This is a genomic window from Salmonella sp. 32020114201800008SM, assembly GCF_017572025.1.
Lineage (GTDB): Bacteria > Pseudomonadota > Gammaproteobacteria > Enterobacterales > Enterobacteriaceae > Salmonella > Salmonella enterica.
This window is the reverse complement of sequence record NZ_JAGEQM010000002.1, coordinates 504327-522707: the sequence shown is the minus strand read 5'-3', so window position 1 is coordinate 522707 and position 18381 is coordinate 504327. Positions and strand designations below refer to the sequence as shown.

Genomic DNA, 18381 nt, shown 5'->3' with positions numbered 1-18381 from the left:
TCGTCGACTGACGAAAAGAGGATGAGCACGAAAATTTTTCGTTCTGCTGGCGACGCCACTCATTTGATGTGGAGCGCCAGCATTACAGTAGTTCAAAAACAGCCAATTAGCAGTAAAGTTTGCAGAACATCACATTTTTTACTTTAGATTGACGGTTTGACCTCGGGTTCATCAGCGGCCTCCCCGGAATGTTTGCCCTCAGCCGTTCCCTGCCAGCCGTGGCGCTGAATCAACGACAGATGCTCCCGGTCCTCGGTAATAATTTCGCTCAACATCGCGCTGGTACGTTTATAGGCGGCGGCGCGAGATAACGGATCGTTTTCCCCTTTCGCCATCTCTTCCACCATCCGGGTATTAAAATGACGGAACAGATCCGCGCGCTCGCGGGCTTCATAACGCCCCAGCCCCAGCGCTTCCAGCGCCTGTCGCCCGCTTTTGAGCGCGCCTTCGAAGGTTTCACGTTCTGGCATCGCCACACCAGCCTGGCGCAGGCGAATGTAATGATCGACATCACGGGCGCGGGCGATAATCTGCAGATGCGGGAAATGCGACTTCACCAGTTCACTCAGTTGCAAATTGGTTTGCGGATCGTCAATGGCGTTAATCAATACCTCCGCTTTCGCCGCTCCGGCAGATTCCAGTAAATCCATACGCGTCGCGTCGCCATAAAAAACCTTCATGCCGAATTTACGCAGCGTTTCGATATGATCGGGGTCGTGATCGAGCACCACCATCTTCACCCCGCTCGACAGCAGCAAACGCCCGGCTATCTGACCAAACCGTCCAAACCCGGCCACAATAACCCGCGGCTGCTCTTCGTCGATTTCATCCGCCTCGCGCGCTTCCCCCTTCTCGGTCTTTTCCATGCGCGTCAGCAGCATCAGAAAAATCGGCGTTGCCGCCATCGACAGCGCGACCGCCAGCGTCAGCGCTTTTGCCCATTCCGGCTCAAGTACATCCGCCATTTGCGCCGCGCCAAAAACCACAAACGCAAACTCACTTCCCTGGCCTAATAAGACGGCAAACCAGCGACGCTGTTTTGCCGGTACGCCCAGCGGCCTCGCGACCAGCCACAGCATGACGATTTTGATTGCCAGAAAACCGGCCAACAACAGCAGAATGCGCAGCGGATTCTCCACCAGCGTGCCGAAATCAATCGACATGCCGACGCCAATAAAGAACAGCCCCAGCAGCAACCCCTTAAAGGGTTCAATATCGCTTTCCAGCGCATGACGGTATTCCGAACTCGCCAGCAGAACGCCCGCCAGGAACGCGCCCATCGCCATTGACAGCCCAACCTCTTCCAGCAACAGGCCGAAACCAAACACCAGAAATAGCGCCACGGCGCTGAACACTTCCCGCAAACCAGAACGCGCGACAAAGCGCAGCGCCGGGCGCGTAACGTAGCGTCCCAGCAACACCACCAGCGCCAACGCGCCTGCGACTTTCAACGCCGATAGCGCAAACGCGCCAAGCGTGGTGGATGCGCCGCTGGCGGCCAGCAGCGGAATCATCGCCACCAGCGGGATCGCCGCGATATCCTGGAACAAGAGCACTGCAAATGCGCTACGCCCTACTTGTGAAACGGTCAGGTTACGCTCATTCATTGCCTGCATGGCGATAGCCGTGGACGAAAGCGCCAGCGTCATGCCAATCAGTTCCGCCACCTGCCAACGCAGGCCAAGAAACATGCAGAACAGACCAATCAGTCCGCCGCAGACCACCATCTGTAACGCGCCGCCGCCAAATACCGAGGCGCGCAGCTTCCATAACCGTTGCGGGTCCAGCTCAAGCCCAATAACAAACAACATCAGCACGACGCCGATTTCCGCAAAATGCAGAATAGATTCGGCGTCCGTCACCAGCCGTAGCCCCCAGGGGCCGATAATGCAACCCGCAATCAGATACCCCAGCACCGATCCTAAGCCCAAACGTACCGCAATCGGCACAATCAACGCCGCCGAACCAAGATAGATCAGCGCCTGCAGTAGAGTATGGCTATCCATGATTCACCTCCTGCCATGCCAGTAAACGCTGTTTATATTGACGCGCCTGCGCCTGTAAGGTGTCGTCATCGCAAATGAACGTGCAGTGCATGGCAAACGGCGGCAGCCATTTGAGGCCGCAATAGAGCGCCGTCGCCTGTAGCGGCTGAGAAAGGACGTCAAATCCGGGATGGGAGCCGATAGCAAAGTGGTTTTCACCACCGCCGGTCGTTACCGCCCACAGCAGATGTTTACCATGCAATGCCGTACCGCCATGACCGTAAGCCCAGCCGTGGGTGAGGACTTTATCCATCCATAATTTGAGTAAAGGAGGGACGCTGTACCACTGCATCGGATGCTGCCAGACGATAAGACTCGCGCGCGACAGCGCCTCCTGCTCGGCGGCAACGTCAATATTGAAATCGGGATAGAGGTGATAAAGCGAACGTATTTCGACGTTTTCCAGCGTCCCTGCCTGTTCAAGCATCCGTTTATTCGCATGAGAATGATGCGGATACGGATGCGCATAAATAATGAGGATCATGATTAGCCTGTGATGATCTGTTTTTTATTACAAAGTGTAGTGACAAATTCGCCAGGCTAATAGTGAATATTATTGAGCGGCTAATCAGAAAAAATTGAATTAACGCCAGCCAGGAGTTGACGCCATCCTGCCCCCAGAAGACGCTCTCGAAGGGCCGCAGGCGTTTGCGGAAAAGCGCGATCCGGTGTGGAAAGGTCGGTGATGATAGCAGTCTTAAATCGCTGACAAATCGGTTTAAGGCCTTCTTGTCGGGCGGCGCTGCGCTAAATTTGCCTGTAATGACTGTAATATCAATCCATTACATGATGACACAGGCCCAATAAGCGCAGCGCCAACAGCATCTGAACCTCCAGACACGGTGGATGCCAGATCGCCGATGCATAAAATAGCCTAATGGGTCAGGTACTTAGAGCCTGGCCCAGTAGGCGTAATTGTTGAAGCCAGTTTGGGGCCGACCAGCGCGCAGAAACCGGAGCGTACACGTAGTACGTGAGGATTTTGAGCACTGCCCGGACCCAAAATGGCGAATAAAATAGCCTAATGGGTCAGACACTTAATCTTTCGCTATGCGGTTAAATTGCTCAATAGTAAGATCCCACGGCTCATGGGCCGCATCCGGCATAAAACTGCCGTCATCCACGCCAATTTCGTCTTTGATAATTTTATTCAGTTTTTCATTCATCGTAAGAATGAGATCCTGATATTTCTGTTTATCAGCAGCAAGGTTATGGTTCTCATCGGGATCATTTTTAAGATCGTAAAGTTCAAGATCGTTGTACTTAATAAGATCCTCCCAGGTTTCCGGCGTATTATGCTCCCTTAGCGAGAAATAACGCGCAAACTTATAACGGCCATCGTTAATCATCCGCGTCCCTGAACGATGGCTAAAATCAGGATGCAAATGGGATATTTCCTGCTTGATTTGCGCCACCGTTTTTTGTTTATCTCTTTGTAGCGCGATAACGCGGTGGAGATAATGGGCATCGGTATACAAGATCATGCCATAGCAATATAAGCTGGCATTTCTCACCGCATTAACCGCAACGCCCTCCGGGTTTTTTAGCAATCCGCTAAAATTAACGCCTTTGCGGTTGCCTAACGCCTGGTGCTGTTTTTCTTCCGGCAAACCGGTCAGTCCAACTAATGTCGACGCGATATCAAGATGACAGGTCAACGCCTGACATTTCTTATTACCGGGGTACGCCGGGTGGGAAATAATCATCGGTACATGGATCTGTTCTTTATAAACGGAAGCGCCTTTACCGTGCATCTGATGGCTTCCGCCTAATTCGCCATGATCGGCAGTAAATACAACAATCGTTTTATCAGTTAACTTGAGGGCATCCAGTTCATTTAATATCCGGTCAAGGTGAGTATCACAATCGCGGATACAGTTGAAATAGTAGTCAAGCAGTTTACGCCAACGACGATCTTCATCAGGAAACTGCCCTTCCAGCGCAGCGCGCGCCGTCTGGTATTCAAGATGCGCCGGCGGTCTTCCCTGCTCATTGAATGACTGATGCCTGTTTGCCGGCAGCGGATAGTTCGGCCAGCTTGCCTGATAAAGCTCGTTTTCCGGCGGCTGCGTGGGCGCCAGGGTATTATCATCCTGATCCAACTCGCCACGCCACTGTACCTTTTCTCCCTCTTTATCGGTATCAATAAACATGACGTCATGAGGATTAACGAGGTTAACGGCCAGGAACCAGGGCTTGTGTTGGTCATTCAAGGGCTGCCCCTTGCATCTTAACCAATTTATAGTCTGAGCCGTGGTGGTTGAATCATAAAAATAGCCGCCTTTACTATGGCCTATAATATCGCCGATGCCGTGATAGTCAGCAAAACCATATTTTTCCATAATTTTATGTAATTCTGGTTCAGGAATATCCCCGACATCAATATCCTCATCTTTTTCGTCAGGCAAAGGCTTCTCCAGTTTTTCTGTAAGATGCCACTTACCTTTATAGGCCGTATAGTATCCCAGTTCCCGCATCATATGGCCTGTGGTTCCAAGAGCGGGGTCAAGGTCATAAGGCATCCAGGGTAAGCCCAGATTATCAAACATTTTTGTCTGGGGCATATGTAAGCCGGTATACAATACGGAGCGGGAAGGCGTACAGACATTACTGGTATTCTGATGATTACAGAATGTCACCCCCGTTTTCATGAGCCGCTCTCTGCCGGGTACCGGGAAAGGAAACGTAGGAAAAAAACGCTCCTGGTCGGTCACGACTAACAGAATATTATATCCTTCTGGCAATTTTTCCGGGATTTCGCCAGTAAACGGTTTATCCCACGCCGGTTTCGCCTTGACGGCGCATTTTTCATCAGCCTTTACCGCGCCGGATAACATACCGCCTGCGGCAAGAATACCGGCACTGGTTAACAGTTTCCTACGCGTAAGATCCGTCTCTTCTGCGGACAGATTTTTTTTATTACTCATATTATTATACCTGTAGTCAGTAACTTTATCACATATTCATTTATTACTGTACGAGGAAGCGTGGATATGTATCAATGCCTTCCGGGTAAGAATATGTGTTATAAATTGATTTGTATTTCAAATTAGAAATATATTAATAAATAACCATAATTCACTGAAAAATTATTTAGATGAAAAGTTCATTTTTTTATTTTAGAGATACAACTGCAGACATTACTTCATAAAAAAATACATTATTAAACATACTCTATAGCTCTGTGTTCGCGCCTTTTCCCTTCAGCTACGGTGATTACCCTATGCCGCTACAATAAAATCCCCCCGAAAGAAACACTATCAGTAACAGGCCGCGTAACCATAGACATACAACCGGTAATATCACTCTGTGAAATTAAAACATAACTCAATTCTGTTATGTTGCTTATGAATAAAACTAGCGTATTGCCGTGTGATTCAATAAAAATTCCGTCATTACAAGAAATAATATAAAAATTATTATTTACAGGGGGTTAAGTTTCTTTTTAACTGGCAGCGCATTATTTTACATTGACAACAACATAAATAGGTGACTATAACAAGATATAAGACGGTCACACCAAACAAGGCTATTTTCAGATAATCAACCGAGGTTATTACCCAAAATAATTCGAGTTGCTTAAAGGCGGTAAGGGAGTGAGTTACCAGGAGCATAGATAATTATGTGACTGAGGTGAGCGACAAATCTGCCGGGAGCAGATTTGAACGTCGCGTGCGACGGCCCGTCAGGGCGAGGCCCATGGATGGGCCGGGTAATCCGTAGCCAACCCGTAAGCCACTTGAAGTATGAAGGGGATAAATAATTTCGTTACGGATTACTGATATTGCGCAAACCTTATCATCAATGCAACAGGAACAGAACCATGAAAAAATGCATTATTGCCGCCGCATTACTGGCAACGGTTGCTTCATTCAGCACGCTTGCGGCAGAGCAGGTCTCTAAGCAAGAAATCAGCCACTTCAAACTGGTTAAGGTCGGCACCATAAATGTGTCCCAGAGTGGCGGGCAGATTTCCTCACCCACTGATTTACGCGAAAAACTGTCAGCATTAGCCGATGCGAAAGGCGGAAAATATTACCATATTATCGCTGCACGTGAGCATGGTCCGAATTTTGAAGCCGTTGCCGAAGTTTATAACGATGCGACGAAATAAAGCTCTGATTGCGCCATAACGAGGGCACAGGCATGAAATAATAAGAGAGCGCCAGCAAGGTGCCATGTGACGTCACAATCCACTCAGGGCCGTCTGGAAACAGATGCTGGCCCTCTTTTTTATCAACAGTTCATCCGGGGCAGGCAAGCCGTTGGAATGTGCGCGCGCAGGCAGTAAGCCCTTCGTGAATAAGACGGTTTTGCGGGCTGTTTTAAGGTAATATTTAGTGCGCTTTTACCTGCCTGAACCAGTAATTTTCCATTTTCGTTATCCATTTCCCCTTTTTATTTTTCGGTATTACGCCAGCCCAAAGTAATTGCAGCTGTCGGTTATAGGTTCCAATAGCGTGTCCACCATACGCCCCTTCAAATGCTATCACCATGGGTCCCTGCCCTTTTACCCCCTCTTGTCCTTCATGGCAATAAAGCGCGTTGCGGTGAGTCACGTCAAGTTCATACTGCACGTTCAGTTTCACACATTTTTCCCCGCAGCCTTCTACTGGCGGCAATATTGTCATGGTATAAGGCGGGTTATCTGCCGTGGTTTTCCATGTTCCGATCAGGTCTTTGCAGGCGTTTATCTCCGTAGCCCCGGAGGCGGCAGAAAATAGCGCGAGAAAATAAAAAGGTATTAGTTTCAGTTTCATTACAGACTCCTGTTCCTTATACCTCATCATTTATACCTAATCATAAGGATAAATGCCCTGCGATATGTTTTTTTCCGGGAAATGTTGAGCCGCTGTTCAGAGAAATGTCGATGAGTGTAACCTCATGTAAGCGGACAGCGCGGTGGGGAAAGCGGGAACACGGGCGAATGGTCTAACGTATTTCGACGTTTTCCGGCGTCCCTGCCAGTTCAGGCATCCGTTTATTCGCATGGGAATAAATGGATGCGCATAAAGAGAAAATATTATTGCGCGGCTAACCAGAAAAGATTGAATTAATTATCCAGCTCGCTCATATTTTTCAGCTGATCGCGGTTAATCTGTTCGGTTTTCCCGGTGGCGGCGTTTTTGTAAGACACCATACCGGTGTCGTTATCGACCTCGGGTTTCCCGTCGGTGACAATAGTTTTGCCATCCGTGGTTTCAACCGCCTGGTTAGAAGAGCATCCTGCGACGGTGAATAGTGTTGCTGCGGTAAACAGTGCGGTCATAAGACGTTTTTGCATGGTGTTCTCCCTGCTTTTCAGTTGTTTTAGCATGTGACTGTTAACTGTAGCGTTATTGGCGAAAAGCAGGGAGAAATGCAGAACACTCTTAACGAGGGTTATCCGATGGCGTTCCGCGCAAAGTCATGTTTCCGGTCTGTGTTAGCGTCAAGCCGCGAGTTTCCGGGGCAAACATCACCGATACGCCAAGCCCGACTAACGAAATCAACGCGCCAATCAGCATGACGTTATTAATACCGTAACGAGTAATAAAAATCGGTAATGCCCAGGTGGAGACAATGGTTCCGATGCGGCTTAATGACATGATGACCCCCACGGCCGAAGCGCGAATATCCGTCGGGAAGAGTTCATTAGGATAAAGCCATTGCAGTATGCCCGGTCCGCCGGAAAAGAAGGCGTATACCGCAAACGCCACCACGACCAGTATGATGCCCAGATTTGACACCAGCCCCAGCAGCGCCAGCGCGATAGTCATCATGGCGAAGCTGCCAATAAGCAGAGGGCGACGGCCAATACTGTTTAGCCAGAACATCGCCGGTATACAGCCCAGCATAAAAAAGAGGCTAATGACCACATTGCCGAGCGCCGCGTTGCGCCCCTGCTCCCAGCCGAGTAACCCGACGATCTGCGGCCCAAAGGTATAGATAGCGAACATCGGGATCACCTGACAGGTCCAGATAGCCGCAACGAACAGTACAAACGGGAAATGACGGCGGTTAAACAGCTGCAGGAAGCGGGTCTCCTGCGGCGGCTCATCGTCAAAGCAGACCGGTTCGCCGAACAGTTTGATCATCATTTGTTCGCACTCTTTTACCCGTCCTTTTCGCAATAGCCAGCGTGGCGATTCCGGCAGGTCAAAGCGGCCAATCAAAATGATTAAGCACGGGATAAAGGCGCTGCCAAGCATCCAGCGCCAGCCGCCTTCCATGTCATACAGCCAGTAACCCACCAGGTTGGCGCAGGTCGCGCCGACGTACCACATCGCGGCGATAAAACCGATGGAGAACGCGCGCTGGCGGGTGTTGGAAAACTCCGTAATCATGGAAGTGGCGATAGGGTAATCCGCGCCGATAACAATGCCAATTAAAACGCGCATCACCAGTAATTCAAGCGGCGTGGAAACAAACATGGTCGCCACGGAGATAACGCCGATAGCGATAATATCAAGCAGGAACATTTTACGCCGCCCGACTTTATCGCAAATATAGCCAAACAACGAGGTGCCGATAAACAGTCCGGCAAGCGTAGCCGCGCCGAGCGCGCCAATCCATTCAGCATCAAGGTGCAATAGCGGCGTCAGTTGTTCCAGCGCCACGCCAATGATCACCAGCACGTAGCCATCAAGGAACGGGCCGCCGCTTCCCCACAGCATAATTCTGCGATGAATGGAGGAGAATTTAAGGTCATCAAAGTTCCTGGGCTGCTGCATGGTGATGTCCTGTTTCAACACGGGCAAAGCGCATCTGTAGGCCGGATAAGGCGTTTCCGCCGCCATCCGGCATTGGCGCCACATGATTGCCGGATGGCGACGCTACCGCATCTTATCCGGCCTACGGGGGCACAACTTCGTACTTATTAGCCGTAGCGGAACTCCACGCCAAACGTCCCGCGCGGGTATTCCCATTTTTCCAGCGCCGTATCAAGGCCGAGGATCCGGCACGTTCCGCACTCCAGGCACCCGGCGTAATCAAAACGAACGCTGCCGTCGTCCTGCTTTTTATACAGTCCCGCCGGACAGGCCTTAATCAGCACCTCCAGCGCCTGTTTATCAGGATCGGTTTTGAGAATGATGTGTGGGCTGTCTTCATCCACATTGAACTTATTGACGCCCAGTTTGACGTCCACATTGACGGGAGATGTCATAATACGGTCACTCCTTTCAGGCCATCTTTCATCAGGTTGATGAAGCCCACTTTCTTCGCATGGCGCAGGATTTTTTTACGCATGGGCACCGGAGCGGAGCCATCCACGGTGAACAGGTCGCGCGCGATACTGACCGCCATTTCGGGATAAGCGGTAAACATGCGGGGATTATCAAGAAAAGCTGGCAGTTTCTGATACATACACATATCGCGCATCGGACCTTCGTCCAGATGCTGACGGTATTCCCCCAGCGACTGCTTGCTAAAATCGTCGCGCTTCATCGCCGAAAGCACCGTCTTCGCCGCCGCTTCGCCTGCGGATATGGCGAGATCCATACCACGGATGGTAAAGCCGAGGTTCATACACATGCCGGCAGCGTCCCCGGCAATCAGAACGCCATCGCCCACCAGTTCAGGCTGCATATTCATTCCCGCCTCGGGTACAACGTGCGCGGCATATTCCACCAGCTTGCCACCGGCGATCAGCGGCGCAACTGCCGGATGCTGTTTGAAATCTTCCAGCATTTGCGGGATCGATTTTTTCGCGTCTTTCAGATGATGAAGTCCACAGACCAGCCCCAGGGAAAGGGTTGTTTCATTCGTATACAGGAAGCCACCGCCCATCAGACCATCGGTTGGCGCCCCGGCAAACAGACAGGCGGCACCTTCGTTGCCCTGTAACTGGAAACGATCTTCAATGACCGACTTCGGCAATTCGATCAGTTCCTTCACGCCGACAGCAACATGCGATGCCTCAACACGCTTTGCCATGCCCAGCTTTTCAGCCAGCAGAGAATTCACCCCATCAGCGAGGATTACGACTTTGGCTTCCAGAATATCGCCATCGGCTTCCACGCCCACGACTTTGCCATCACGCTGAACGACATTATCCACGCGAATACCGGTGATCAGTTGCGCCCCCGCCTCTTCGGCCTGCTCCATCAGCCAGGCGTCAAATTTACTGCGCAAAACGGAATAAGAAACTTGCGACGATGCGGCGTCCTCGCCGTTGCAATAATCCATCGTCATCGCCCCTTTGTCGGTCATAAAGGCGAGTTTTTCGTGGGTGATCATGCGTTCAATGGGGGCCTGATCCGCAAAGCCGGGAATGATGCGTTCCAGGCTATGTGCATACAGACGCCCACCGGTGACATTCTTCGCGCCAGCAGAATTGCCACGCTCGATAACCAGCACCTGTGCACCTTCGCGAGCAAGCACCAGCGCCGCAACCGAACCGGCCAGACCTGCACCCACGATGATGGCATCAAAGATATCTTCGGACATACGTACTCCTGTCAGCGGCAGGATACCTTCGTATCCTGCCCGAAATGGTTTATCGCGCTAAGGCAGCCGTCAGCGCAGGCAGGATCTTCAGCGCATCGCCAACGATGCCAAAATCCGCATACTGGAAGATTGGCGCGTTTTTATCTTTGTTGATGGCGAAAATCGTCTGCGCGCCGTTGGCGCCGACCATGTGTTGGATCTGCCCGGAGATCCCCACAGCCAGATACAGTTCAGGTTTGAGCATCAGGTTGGAGATACCGACGTAGCGCTCGTGCTCCATCCACTTCTCGTTTTCCGCCACCGGGCGGGAACAGGCCAGCTCGGCGCCAATCGTCTGGCACAGCGCTTCGGCCAGCGAGATATTCTCTTTGCTGCCGATGCCGCGTCCCACGCTGACCACCAGACGCGCTTTGTCGAGGTCAACGCTGTTGCTCTGACGCGCCTGGGTTGCGGTGCGGGTCACGGTAATGGCCGGAGCCTGCCACTGCACGGTATGCATCTCGCCGCTGCGAGAAGTGTCCGGGTCTTGTGCGTCAAACGTTCCGCTGCTAAGCGTGATCACGGCAAACGGCGAAGCGATGGTTTCCGCTCCTATCGCCAGACCGCCGTAGACCATATGTTTAACCGCCGCTTTTCCATCCTGCAGGGCGACTTCGCTGGCGTCGTTGGAAACCGCAGCCGACAAGCGATAGCCCAGTTTTGCTGCCAACAGCTTGCCTCGACGCGTATTCGGCAGCAGCACCGCGCCGCCCTCGCTATGCTGACGAATAGTCTCAGCCATCGCATCAGCGTAGTCTTCGATCATGCGGTCTTCTGGTTTGCCGCTGAGCAGCCAGACATGATCCGCGCCCAAATGACATGCTGTCGCGCTGTCTGCTTCGTTCAGTACGAACGCGTTAACTTTTTCACCTACAGCCTGCGCGCCACTCATCAGTTCGGGCAGACGAGAAGGGGTATCGCTGAATACCCAGACACTGGAAAATTTGTTCATAACATCCCCTGATAATTAAATGATTTTGCGCAGATTCTCGACAAACGCGGCGATTTGTTCTTCACCGTCACCTTCAATCACCACACGCTGACGCTCGCGCTGCTTCGGTGCGGCAACCTGTTGTGCGGAATACGCGGGTACGCTGTGCAGCCCGATATCCGCAGGCGACCAGACCTGAACCGGTTTTTTCGCCGCGCCAAGAATGGCTTTCATCGAAGGGATTTGTGGGGTGTTAATGTCGGTGGAAACCGCGATCACCGCCGGGAGCGGGATGCTCAGCGTTTCAACTTCATCTTCCAGTTCGCGTTCTACCGTCAATGTGCTGTCGGTAAGAGAGAGGATTTTACTCACGCCGTTAATCGCCGGAATGTTCAGCGCTTCGCCCACCAGCAAACCGACCTGCTGAGCATAAAGATCGGAAGAACCGTCGCCGCAGATAAGTAGATCGAAACCTGATTTTTGCGCCGCGGCGGCCAGCGCGCTGGCAGTTTGTTGCGGCAGCGCCTGCTCAAATTGATCGTCAATGACCACAATCAGTTCATCAGGGCCACGAGAGAGGACATCTTTGCGCCCTTTTGCATTAGTCAGCGCTTTGCCGCCAACGCTCATGGCGACAACCTGAGCGTCTCCCAACTGCTGTTTTAACTGGCAAGCAGCTTCAATTGCATTCAGATCATATTGGCTGATTTTGCTATCCGCTTTGCTGAAATCGAGTGTTCCGTCAGCATTATTAATCGCAATATCCTGCTCATCAGGTACGCATTTGTAGCAAGTAATTATCTTCATTGCATCTCCAGAAATCATGAAGGAAACGTATTTATATCGGCGGTGTTAAATACAGATATCACGCTCTTTAATTCGGAAATAAAACCTTAATCACCAATATTGAAAATGTCACACATTGATATTCGTAACTTTCAATAGTGTTACGCACCTCACCAATATTGAAAGAAATATGCCAAATATGAAAATTTTCAATATTGTTTGCTGGCTCAACAATATTGAACGTCAGATACTTAAAAAAGTTAAAAAACCACAACCAATCAATTGATAAATAAAGCAAAAATCAAAATTTAAACACAAAATAATCAACGCAAAAAAGTGTGACGAAGATAACAGAATCACCCGAAGTGAATACCCATCATGAGTTACTCATTGAGGCGTCCCAGAGGTTAAAAACTTATCAACAAATCATTAATAATAAATAAACAAACGTTCATGGACTGGCACGCTAAATAAATTTCGTTTTCACACTGGAATTCACTTATGAAAAATGAAAAGAAAAAATCGGGAATTGAACCGAAGGTTTTTTTTCCGCCATTAATAATTGTCGGGATACTTTGCTGGCTAACAGTCAGAGATCTTGATGCCGCTAACGTCGTTATTAATGCGGTATTCAGTTATGTCACCAACGTCTGGGGTTGGGCATTTGAATGGTATATGGTCGTCATGCTCTTCGGCTGGTTCTGGCTGGTTTTTGGCCCCTATGCCAAAAAGAGATTAGGTGACGAAAAACCGGAGTTTAGCACCGCCAGCTGGATTTTCATGATGTTCGCCTCCTGTACATCCGCTGCGGTTCTGTTCTGGGGCTCTATTGAGATCTACTACTATATCTCCACCCCGCCGTTCGGCCTGGAACCAAATTCCACGGGCGCGAAAGAGATAGGCCTGGCGTACAGCCTGTTCCACTGGGGGCCGCTGCCGTGGGCAACCTATAGCTTCCTTTCCGTGGCCTTCGCCTACTTCTTCTTTGTACGCAAGATGGACGTCATCCGCCCCAGCTCCACGCTGGTACCGCTCGTCGGTGAAAAGCATGCGAAAGGGTTGTTCGGTACCATCGTCGATAACTTCTACCTGGTGGCGCTGATCTTCGCGATGGGCACCAGCCTCGGTCTGGCTACCCCGCTGGTCACCGAGTGTATGCAATGGCTGTTCGGTATTCCGCATACGCTGCAATTGGATGCCATCATCATTACCTGCTGGATCATTCTGAACGCGATTTGCGTGGCCTGCGGCCTGCAAAAAGGGGTCAGAATCGCCAGCGATGTGCGTAGCTACCTGAGCTTCCTGATGCTCGGCTGGGTGTTTATCGTCAGCGGCGCCAGCTTCATCATGAACTACTTCACCGACTCCGTCGGGATGCTGTTAATGCACCTGCCACGGATGCTGTTCTATACCGACGCCATCGGTAAAGGCGGCTTCCCGCAGGGCTGGACCGTTTTCTACTGGGCGTGGTGGGTTATTTACGCCATCCAGATGAGTATCTTCCTGGCCCGTATTTCCCGTGGTCGTACCGTACGTGAGCTGTGCTTCGGGATGGTGATGGGTCTGACCGCGTCTACCTGGATCCTGTGGACAGTGCTGGGCAGCAACACGCTGCTGCTGATGGATAAAAACATCCTCAACATTCCGCAACTGATTGAGCAACACGGCGTGGCGCGCGCCATTATCGAAACCTGGGCCGCCTTGCCGCTCAGCACCGCCACCATGTGGGGCTTCTTCATCCTCTGCTTTATTGCCACCGTCACGCTGATTAACGCCTGCTCTTACACCCTGGCGATGTCGACCTGTCGTGAAGTTCGCGATGGTGAAGAGCCGCCTCTGTTAGTGCGTATCGGCTGGTCGGTGCTGGTCGGCATCATCGGTATCGTTCTGCTGGCGCTGGGTGGGTTGAAACCGATTCAGACCGCGATTATCGCCGGAGGATGCCCGCTGTTCTTCGTCAACATTATGGTGACGCTGTCCTTTATTAAAGACGCCAAAGTGCACTGGAAAGACAAGTAATTCTTATTAACCCAATTGATCAAGAGGCTGAAAGATGGATTTCAACTTAAATGACGAACAGGAGCTGTTTGTCGCCGGTATTCGCGAACTGATGGCCAGTGAGAACTGGGAAGCTTATTTTGCCGAGTGCGATCGTGACAGCGTCTACCCTGAGCGTTTTGTAAAAGCGCTGGCGGATATGGGTATTGATAGCCTGCTGATCCCGGAGGAACACGGCGGTCTGGAAGCGGGTTTTGTTACCGTCGCCGCCGTCTGGATGGAGCTGGGACGTCTTGGCGCGCCAACTTACGTGTTGTACCAATTGCCGGGAGGTTTTAACACTTTCCTGCGTGAAGGAACTCAGGAGCAAATTGATAAAATCATGGCGTTCCGGGGCACCGGTAAGCAGATGTGGAACTCTGCTATCACTGAACCGGGAGCGGGATCGGATGTTGGTAGTCTGAAAACCACTTATACACGCAAAAATGGTAAGGTTTATCTTAATGGCAGTAAGTGCTTTATCACCAGTAGCGCCTATACCCCGTACATCGTGGTCATGGCGAGAGACGGTGCATCGCCGGATAAACCGGTTTACACCGAGTGGTTTGTGGACATGAGCAAAGCGGGTATCAAGGTCAACAAACTGGAGAAACTCGGTCTGCGCATGGATAGCTGCTGTGAAATCACCTTTGACGACGTTGAACTGGACGAGAAAGACATGTTCGGTCGGGAAGGTAACGGCTTCAACCGCGTGAAAGAAGAGTTTGACCATGAACGCTTCCTCGTCGCGCTGACCAACTACGGTACCGCAATGTGCGCTTTTGAAGACGCTGCGCGTTACGCGAATCAGCGCGTGCAGTTTGGTGAAGCTATTGGCCGTTTCCAGCTGATTCAGGAGAAGTTTGCGCATATGGCGATCAAACTGAACTCCATGAAAAATATGCTGCTGGAAGCCGCGTGGAAAGCGGATAACGGCACCATTACCTCCGGCGACGCGGCAATGTGCAAATACTTCTGCGCCAACGCCGCGTTTGAAGTGGTAGACACCGCCATGCAGGTACTGGGAGGTGTTGGTATCGCGGGCAACCACCGCATCACGCGTTTCTGGCGTGACCTGCGCGTTGACCGTGTTTCTGGTGGTTCTGACGAAATGCAGATCCTGACGTTGGGTCGTGCGGTACTCAAGCAATACCGCTAATCGATCTCTTGCAGGCCTGATAAGACGCGGGGCGTCGCCATCAGGCAATCATGCCGGATGGCGCTGTGCTTATCCGGCCTACATACCGCAAAAAATGCCAGGAGAAAAATGATGAATCATTTACCAATGCCAACCTTTGGCCCGCTTGCTGGGGTACGCGTTGTTTTTTCGGGAATCGAAATCGCCGGTCCGTTCGCCGGACAGATGTTCGCCGAATGGGGCGCCGAGGTTATCTGGATTGAAAACGTCGCATGGGCCGATACCATCCGCGTACAGCCTAACTACCCGCAGCTCTCACGCCGCAACCTGCACGCCCTGTCGCTGAATATTTTCAAAGATGAAGGTCGGGAAGCGTTTCTGAAACTCATGGAAACCACCGATATTTTCATTGAAGCCAGTAAAGGCCCGGCCTTTGCCCGCCGCGGTATTACTGATGAAGTGCTGTGGGAGCATAACCCGAAACTGGTGATAGCCCACCTTTCCGGCTTCGGCCAGTATGGTACCGAGGAGTACACCAATCTTCCGGCGTATAACACCATCGCGCAGGCATTCAGTGGTTATCTGATCCAAAACGGCGACGTTGATCAGCCGATGCCAGCCTTCCCGTATACCGCCGATTACTTCTCTGGGATGACCGCGACGACAGCCGCGCTGGCAGCCCTGCACAAAGTACGCGAAACGGGTAAAGGTGAAAGCATCGATATCGCCATGTACGAAGTGATGCTGCGCATGGGTCAGTACTTCATGATGGATTACTTCAACGGCGGCGAAATCTGTCCACGTATGACGAAAGGGAAAGACCCCTACTACGCCGGCTGCGGCCTGTATAAATGCGCCGATGGCTACATCGTCATGGAGTTGGTCGGCATCACGCAAATCAACGAGTGTTTTAAAGATATTGGTCTGGCCCATATTCTCGGTACGCCGGAAGTTCCGGAAGGCACGCAGCTCATCCATCGCGTGGAATGCCCTTACGGCCCGCTCGTCGAAGAGAAACTGGACGCCTGGCTGGCAACACACACCATCGCCGACGTTCAGGCGCGTTTTGCTGAGCTGAATATCGCCTGTGCGAAGGTGCTCACCATTCCGGAACTGGAAGGTAACCCGCAGTACGTTGCCCGCGAATCCATTACTCAGTGGCAAACAATGGACGGCCGCACCTGTAAAGGGCCGAACATCATGCCGAAATTTAAAAACAACCCGGGGAAAATCTGGCGTGGCATGCCGTCACACGGCATGGATACCGCCGCCATTCTGAAAAACATTGGTTATAGCGAAGCAGATATTAAGGAACTGGTCGGCAAAGGCCTGGCCAAAGTTGAGGATTAAACGCGATGCGCTAATCGGTTTTCCGGTTAGCGCTCACGCCTGATTTCAGTGGATAAAGCAATATGGATATCGTTGGCGGACAAAACTTACGTCAGATGTGGGACGACCTGGCCGGGGTGTACGGAGATAAAACGGCGTTAATTTTCGAATCCTGTGAGGGAATCGTTCGGCAGTTTAGCTATGCTTCGCTCAATGAAGAGATTAACCGCACGGCGAACCTTTTTTATTCCTTAGGGATCCGCAAGGGTGATAGGGTCGCGCTGCATCTGGATAACTGTCCGGAATTCATCTTTTGCTGGTTTGGACTGGCAAAAATCGGCGCCATTATGGTGCCGATTAATGCCCGCTTACTGGGCGAAGAAAGCGCCTGGATCCTGCAAAACAGCCAGGTGAGTCTGCTGGTTACCAGCGCCCAGTTTTATCCTATGTACCGTGAAATACGCCAGGACAATAGCACTCCGCTTAATCATATCTGTCTGATTGGCGAGCAGCTTCCGGCTGACGACGGCGTGAGTCACTTTACCCAACTGCAATCCCGCCAGTCCACCACGCTGTGCTATACGCCCGTGTTATCCACTGACGATACGGCGGAAATTCTGTTTACCTCCGGTACCACCTCGCGTCCAAAAGGGGTGGTGATTACCCACTATAACCTGCGTTTTGCAGGCTACTACTCTGCCTGGCAAATCGCCCTGCGCGATGATGACGTGTACATGACGGTGATGCCCGCTTTTCATATCGACTGCCAGTGTACCGCCGCAATGCCAGCCTTTTCCGCCGGCAGCACCTTTGTGCTCCTGGAAAAGTACAGCGCCCGGGCATTCTGGGATCAGGTACGTAAATATCAGGCGACGGTGACCGAGTGCATTCCGATGATGATCCGCACGCTGATGGTCCAGCCCGCCGCGCCAACGGACAGGCAGCATCATCTGCGCGAAGTGATGTTCTATCTCAATCTATCCGCGCAGGAAAAAGACGCCTTTACCGAACGCTTTGGCGTCAGGCTGCTGACCTCTTATGGTATGACTGAAACCATTGTCGGAATTATTGGCGACCGTCCCGGAGACAAACGGCGCTGGCCTTCCATTGGTCGCGTGGGTTTTAGCTATGAAGCTGAAATTCGCGACGATCAAAATCGCCCGCTGCCCGCCGGAGAAATTGGCGAAATCTGTATTAAAGGCATCCCCGGCAAGACTATCTTCAAAGAGTATTACATGCAGCCGGAGGCAACCGCCAGGGCGCTGGAACCAGAGGGCTGGTTACATACCGGTGATTCGGGTTACCAGGATGAGGATGGCTATTTCTATTTTGTCGACAGACGCTGCAACATGATTAAACGCGGCGGGGAAAATGTCTCCTGCGTCGAGCTGGAAAATATTATTTCTGCGCATCCGAAAATTCAGGACATTGTGGTGGTTGGTATTAAAGACGCGATCCGTGATGAGGCCATTAAAGCGTTTATCGTCCTTAATGAAGGTGAAACATTAAGCGAAGCCGAGTTTTTCAGCTTTTGCGAAAACAATATGGCGAAATTCAAGGTTCCCTCTTTTATGGAGATCAGAACCGACCTGCCGCGCAACTGTTCAGGAAAAATAATCAAAAAAAATCTGAAATAAACCTTCCGG

Annotated in this window: 15 protein-coding genes; 5 read left to right on the top strand and 10 right to left on the bottom strand. The window is 51.4% G+C overall.

The genetic code is table 11. The features are described 5' to 3' along the window. Nucleotides 1-143 precede the first annotated feature (143 nt). From kefC to J4613_RS08495, 3 genes are all read right to left on the bottom strand, one after another. Nucleotides 144-2006 (bottom strand): glutathione-regulated potassium-efflux system protein KefC, encoded by a 1863-nt coding sequence (gene kefC, locus J4613_RS08505; RefSeq protein WP_023243389.1) that lies wholly within the window; start codon nt 2004-2006, stop codon nt 144-146. After that, nucleotides 1999-2529, bottom strand: coding sequence for a glutathione-regulated potassium-efflux system oxidoreductase KefF (gene kefF / locus J4613_RS08500; RefSeq protein WP_000600706.1), 531 nt, complete (start codon nt 2527-2529; stop codon nt 1999-2001). The genes kefC and kefF overlap by 8 nt, the downstream gene beginning before the upstream one ends. A 553-nt stretch (nt 2530-3082) precedes the next feature. Further along, nucleotides 3083-4972 carry a sulfatase-like hydrolase/transferase gene (locus J4613_RS08495; RefSeq protein WP_111742470.1) on the bottom strand — a complete coding sequence of 630 codons (1890 nt, stop codon included), beginning with the start codon at nt 4970-4972 and terminating at the stop codon, nt 3083-3085. An 896-nt stretch (nt 4973-5868) separates the two neighbouring features. On the opposite strand from J4613_RS08495, the gene srfN reads away from it, so the two are divergent. Further along, nucleotides 5869-6159, top strand: a complete 291-nt coding sequence (gene srfN, locus J4613_RS08490) for a DUF1471 family virulence protein SrfN (protein WP_000710534.1) — start codon at nt 5869-5871, stop codon at nt 6157-6159. 223 nt (nt 6160-6382) lie between these two features. Here the strand turns inward: srfN and J4613_RS08485 are convergent, their stop codons facing one another. The 7 genes from J4613_RS08485 to J4613_RS08455 all read right to left on the bottom strand — a co-directional run bounded on the left by J4613_RS08485 (nt 6383) and on the right by J4613_RS08455 (nt 12252). Further along, nucleotides 6383-6799 (bottom strand): hypothetical protein, encoded by a 417-nt coding sequence (locus tag J4613_RS08485; protein WP_161460226.1) that lies wholly within the window; start codon nt 6797-6799, stop codon nt 6383-6385. A gap of 299 nt (nt 6800-7098) precedes the next feature. Continuing rightward, nucleotides 7099-7329: a YgdI/YgdR family lipoprotein gene (locus J4613_RS08480; protein ID WP_001172089.1), complete on the bottom strand. Its 231-nt coding sequence runs from the start codon at nt 7327-7329 to the stop codon at nt 7099-7101. Nucleotides 7330-7417: 88 nt separating this feature from the next. Continuing rightward, a complete protein-coding gene (locus tag J4613_RS08475; protein WP_001187057.1) occupies nt 7418-8758 on the bottom strand; it encodes an MFS transporter in 1341 nt (446 codons plus the stop codon). 146 nt (nt 8759-8904) lie between these two features. Next, nucleotides 8905-9192: a ferredoxin-like protein FixX gene (gene fixX / locus J4613_RS08470; RefSeq protein ID WP_000203736.1), complete on the bottom strand. Its 288-nt coding sequence runs from the start codon at nt 9190-9192 to the stop codon at nt 8905-8907. Next, the gene (locus J4613_RS08465) at nt 9189-10475 is read right to left on the bottom strand and encodes an FAD-dependent oxidoreductase (RefSeq protein WP_111742471.1); all 1287 of its coding nucleotides are present in this window, start codon (nt 10473-10475) and stop codon (nt 9189-9191) included. Before J4613_RS08465 ends, fixX begins: the two co-directional genes overlap by 4 nt. Before the next feature lie 49 nt (nt 10476-10524). After that, entirely contained in the window at nt 10525-11466 is a 942-nt protein-coding gene (locus J4613_RS08460) for an electron transfer flavoprotein subunit alpha/FixB family protein (protein ID WP_111742472.1), read from the bottom strand. Between the two features lie 15 nt (nt 11467-11481). After that, a complete protein-coding gene (locus J4613_RS08455; protein ID WP_111742473.1) occupies nt 11482-12252 on the bottom strand; it encodes an electron transfer flavoprotein FixA in 771 nt (256 codons plus the stop codon). A 480-nt stretch (nt 12253-12732) separates the two neighbouring features. On the opposite strand from J4613_RS08455, the gene caiT reads away from it, so the two are divergent. The 4 genes from caiT to caiC all read left to right on the top strand — a co-directional run bounded on the left by caiT (nt 12733) and on the right by caiC (nt 18372). Beyond that, nucleotides 12733-14250, top strand: coding sequence for an L-carnitine/gamma-butyrobetaine antiporter (caiT, locus tag J4613_RS08450; RefSeq protein WP_000787073.1), 1518 nt, complete (start codon nt 12733-12735; stop codon nt 14248-14250). Nucleotides 14251-14284: 34 nt separating this feature from the next. After that, complete coding sequence (gene caiA, locus J4613_RS08445; protein ID WP_000347134.1) at nt 14285-15427, top strand: crotonobetainyl-CoA dehydrogenase; 1143 nt, start codon at nt 14285-14287, stop codon at nt 15425-15427. Between the two features lie 111 nt (nt 15428-15538). After that, the gene (caiB, locus tag J4613_RS08440; protein ID WP_001016212.1) at nt 15539-16756 is read left to right on the top strand and encodes an L-carnitine CoA-transferase; all 1218 of its coding nucleotides are present in this window, start codon (nt 15539-15541) and stop codon (nt 16754-16756) included. Between the two features lie 62 nt (nt 16757-16818). Beyond that, nucleotides 16819-18372 carry a crotonobetaine/carnitine-CoA ligase gene (gene caiC / locus J4613_RS08435; protein ID WP_000355809.1) on the top strand — a complete coding sequence of 518 codons (1554 nt, stop codon included), beginning with the start codon at nt 16819-16821 and terminating at the stop codon, nt 18370-18372. The last annotated feature ends 9 nt before the right edge of the window (nt 18373-18381 follow it).

Bases quoted from the DNA above. Each gene is read 5' to 3' on its own strand.
- kefC (WP_023243389.1), bottom strand. From the start codon at position 2,006: ATGGATAGCCATACTCTACTGCAGGCGCTGATCTATCTTGGTTCGGCG.
- kefF (WP_000600706.1), bottom strand. From the start codon at position 2,529: ATGATCCTCATTATTTATGCGCATCCGTATCCGCATCATTCTCATGCG.
- J4613_RS08495 (WP_111742470.1), bottom strand. From the start codon at position 4,972: ATGAGTAATAAAAAAAATCTGTCCGCAGAAGAGACGGATCTTACGCGT.
- srfN (WP_000710534.1), top strand. From the start codon at position 5,869: ATGAAAAAATGCATTATTGCCGCCGCATTACTGGCAACGGTTGCTTCA.
- J4613_RS08480 (WP_001172089.1), bottom strand. From the start codon at position 7,329: ATGCAAAAACGTCTTATGACCGCACTGTTTACCGCAGCAACACTATTC.
- J4613_RS08475 (WP_001187057.1), bottom strand. From the start codon at position 8,758: ATGCAGCAGCCCAGGAACTTTGATGACCTTAAATTCTCCTCCATTCAT.
- fixX (WP_000203736.1), bottom strand. From the start codon at position 9,192: ATGACATCTCCCGTCAATGTGGACGTCAAACTGGGCGTCAATAAGTTC.
- J4613_RS08465 (WP_111742471.1), bottom strand. From the start codon at position 10,475: ATGTCCGAAGATATCTTTGATGCCATCATCGTGGGTGCAGGTCTGGCC.
- J4613_RS08460 (WP_111742472.1), bottom strand. From the start codon at position 11,466: ATGAACAAATTTTCCAGTGTCTGGGTATTCAGCGATACCCCTTCTCGT.
- J4613_RS08455 (WP_111742473.1), bottom strand. From the start codon at position 12,252: ATGAAGATAATTACTTGCTACAAATGCGTACCTGATGAGCAGGATATT.
- caiT (WP_000787073.1), top strand. From the start codon at position 12,733: ATGAAAAATGAAAAGAAAAAATCGGGAATTGAACCGAAGGTTTTTTTT.
- caiA (WP_000347134.1), top strand. From the start codon at position 14,285: ATGGATTTCAACTTAAATGACGAACAGGAGCTGTTTGTCGCCGGTATT.
- caiB (WP_001016212.1), top strand. From the start codon at position 15,539: ATGAATCATTTACCAATGCCAACCTTTGGCCCGCTTGCTGGGGTACGC.
- caiC (WP_000355809.1), top strand. From the start codon at position 16,819: ATGGATATCGTTGGCGGACAAAACTTACGTCAGATGTGGGACGACCTG.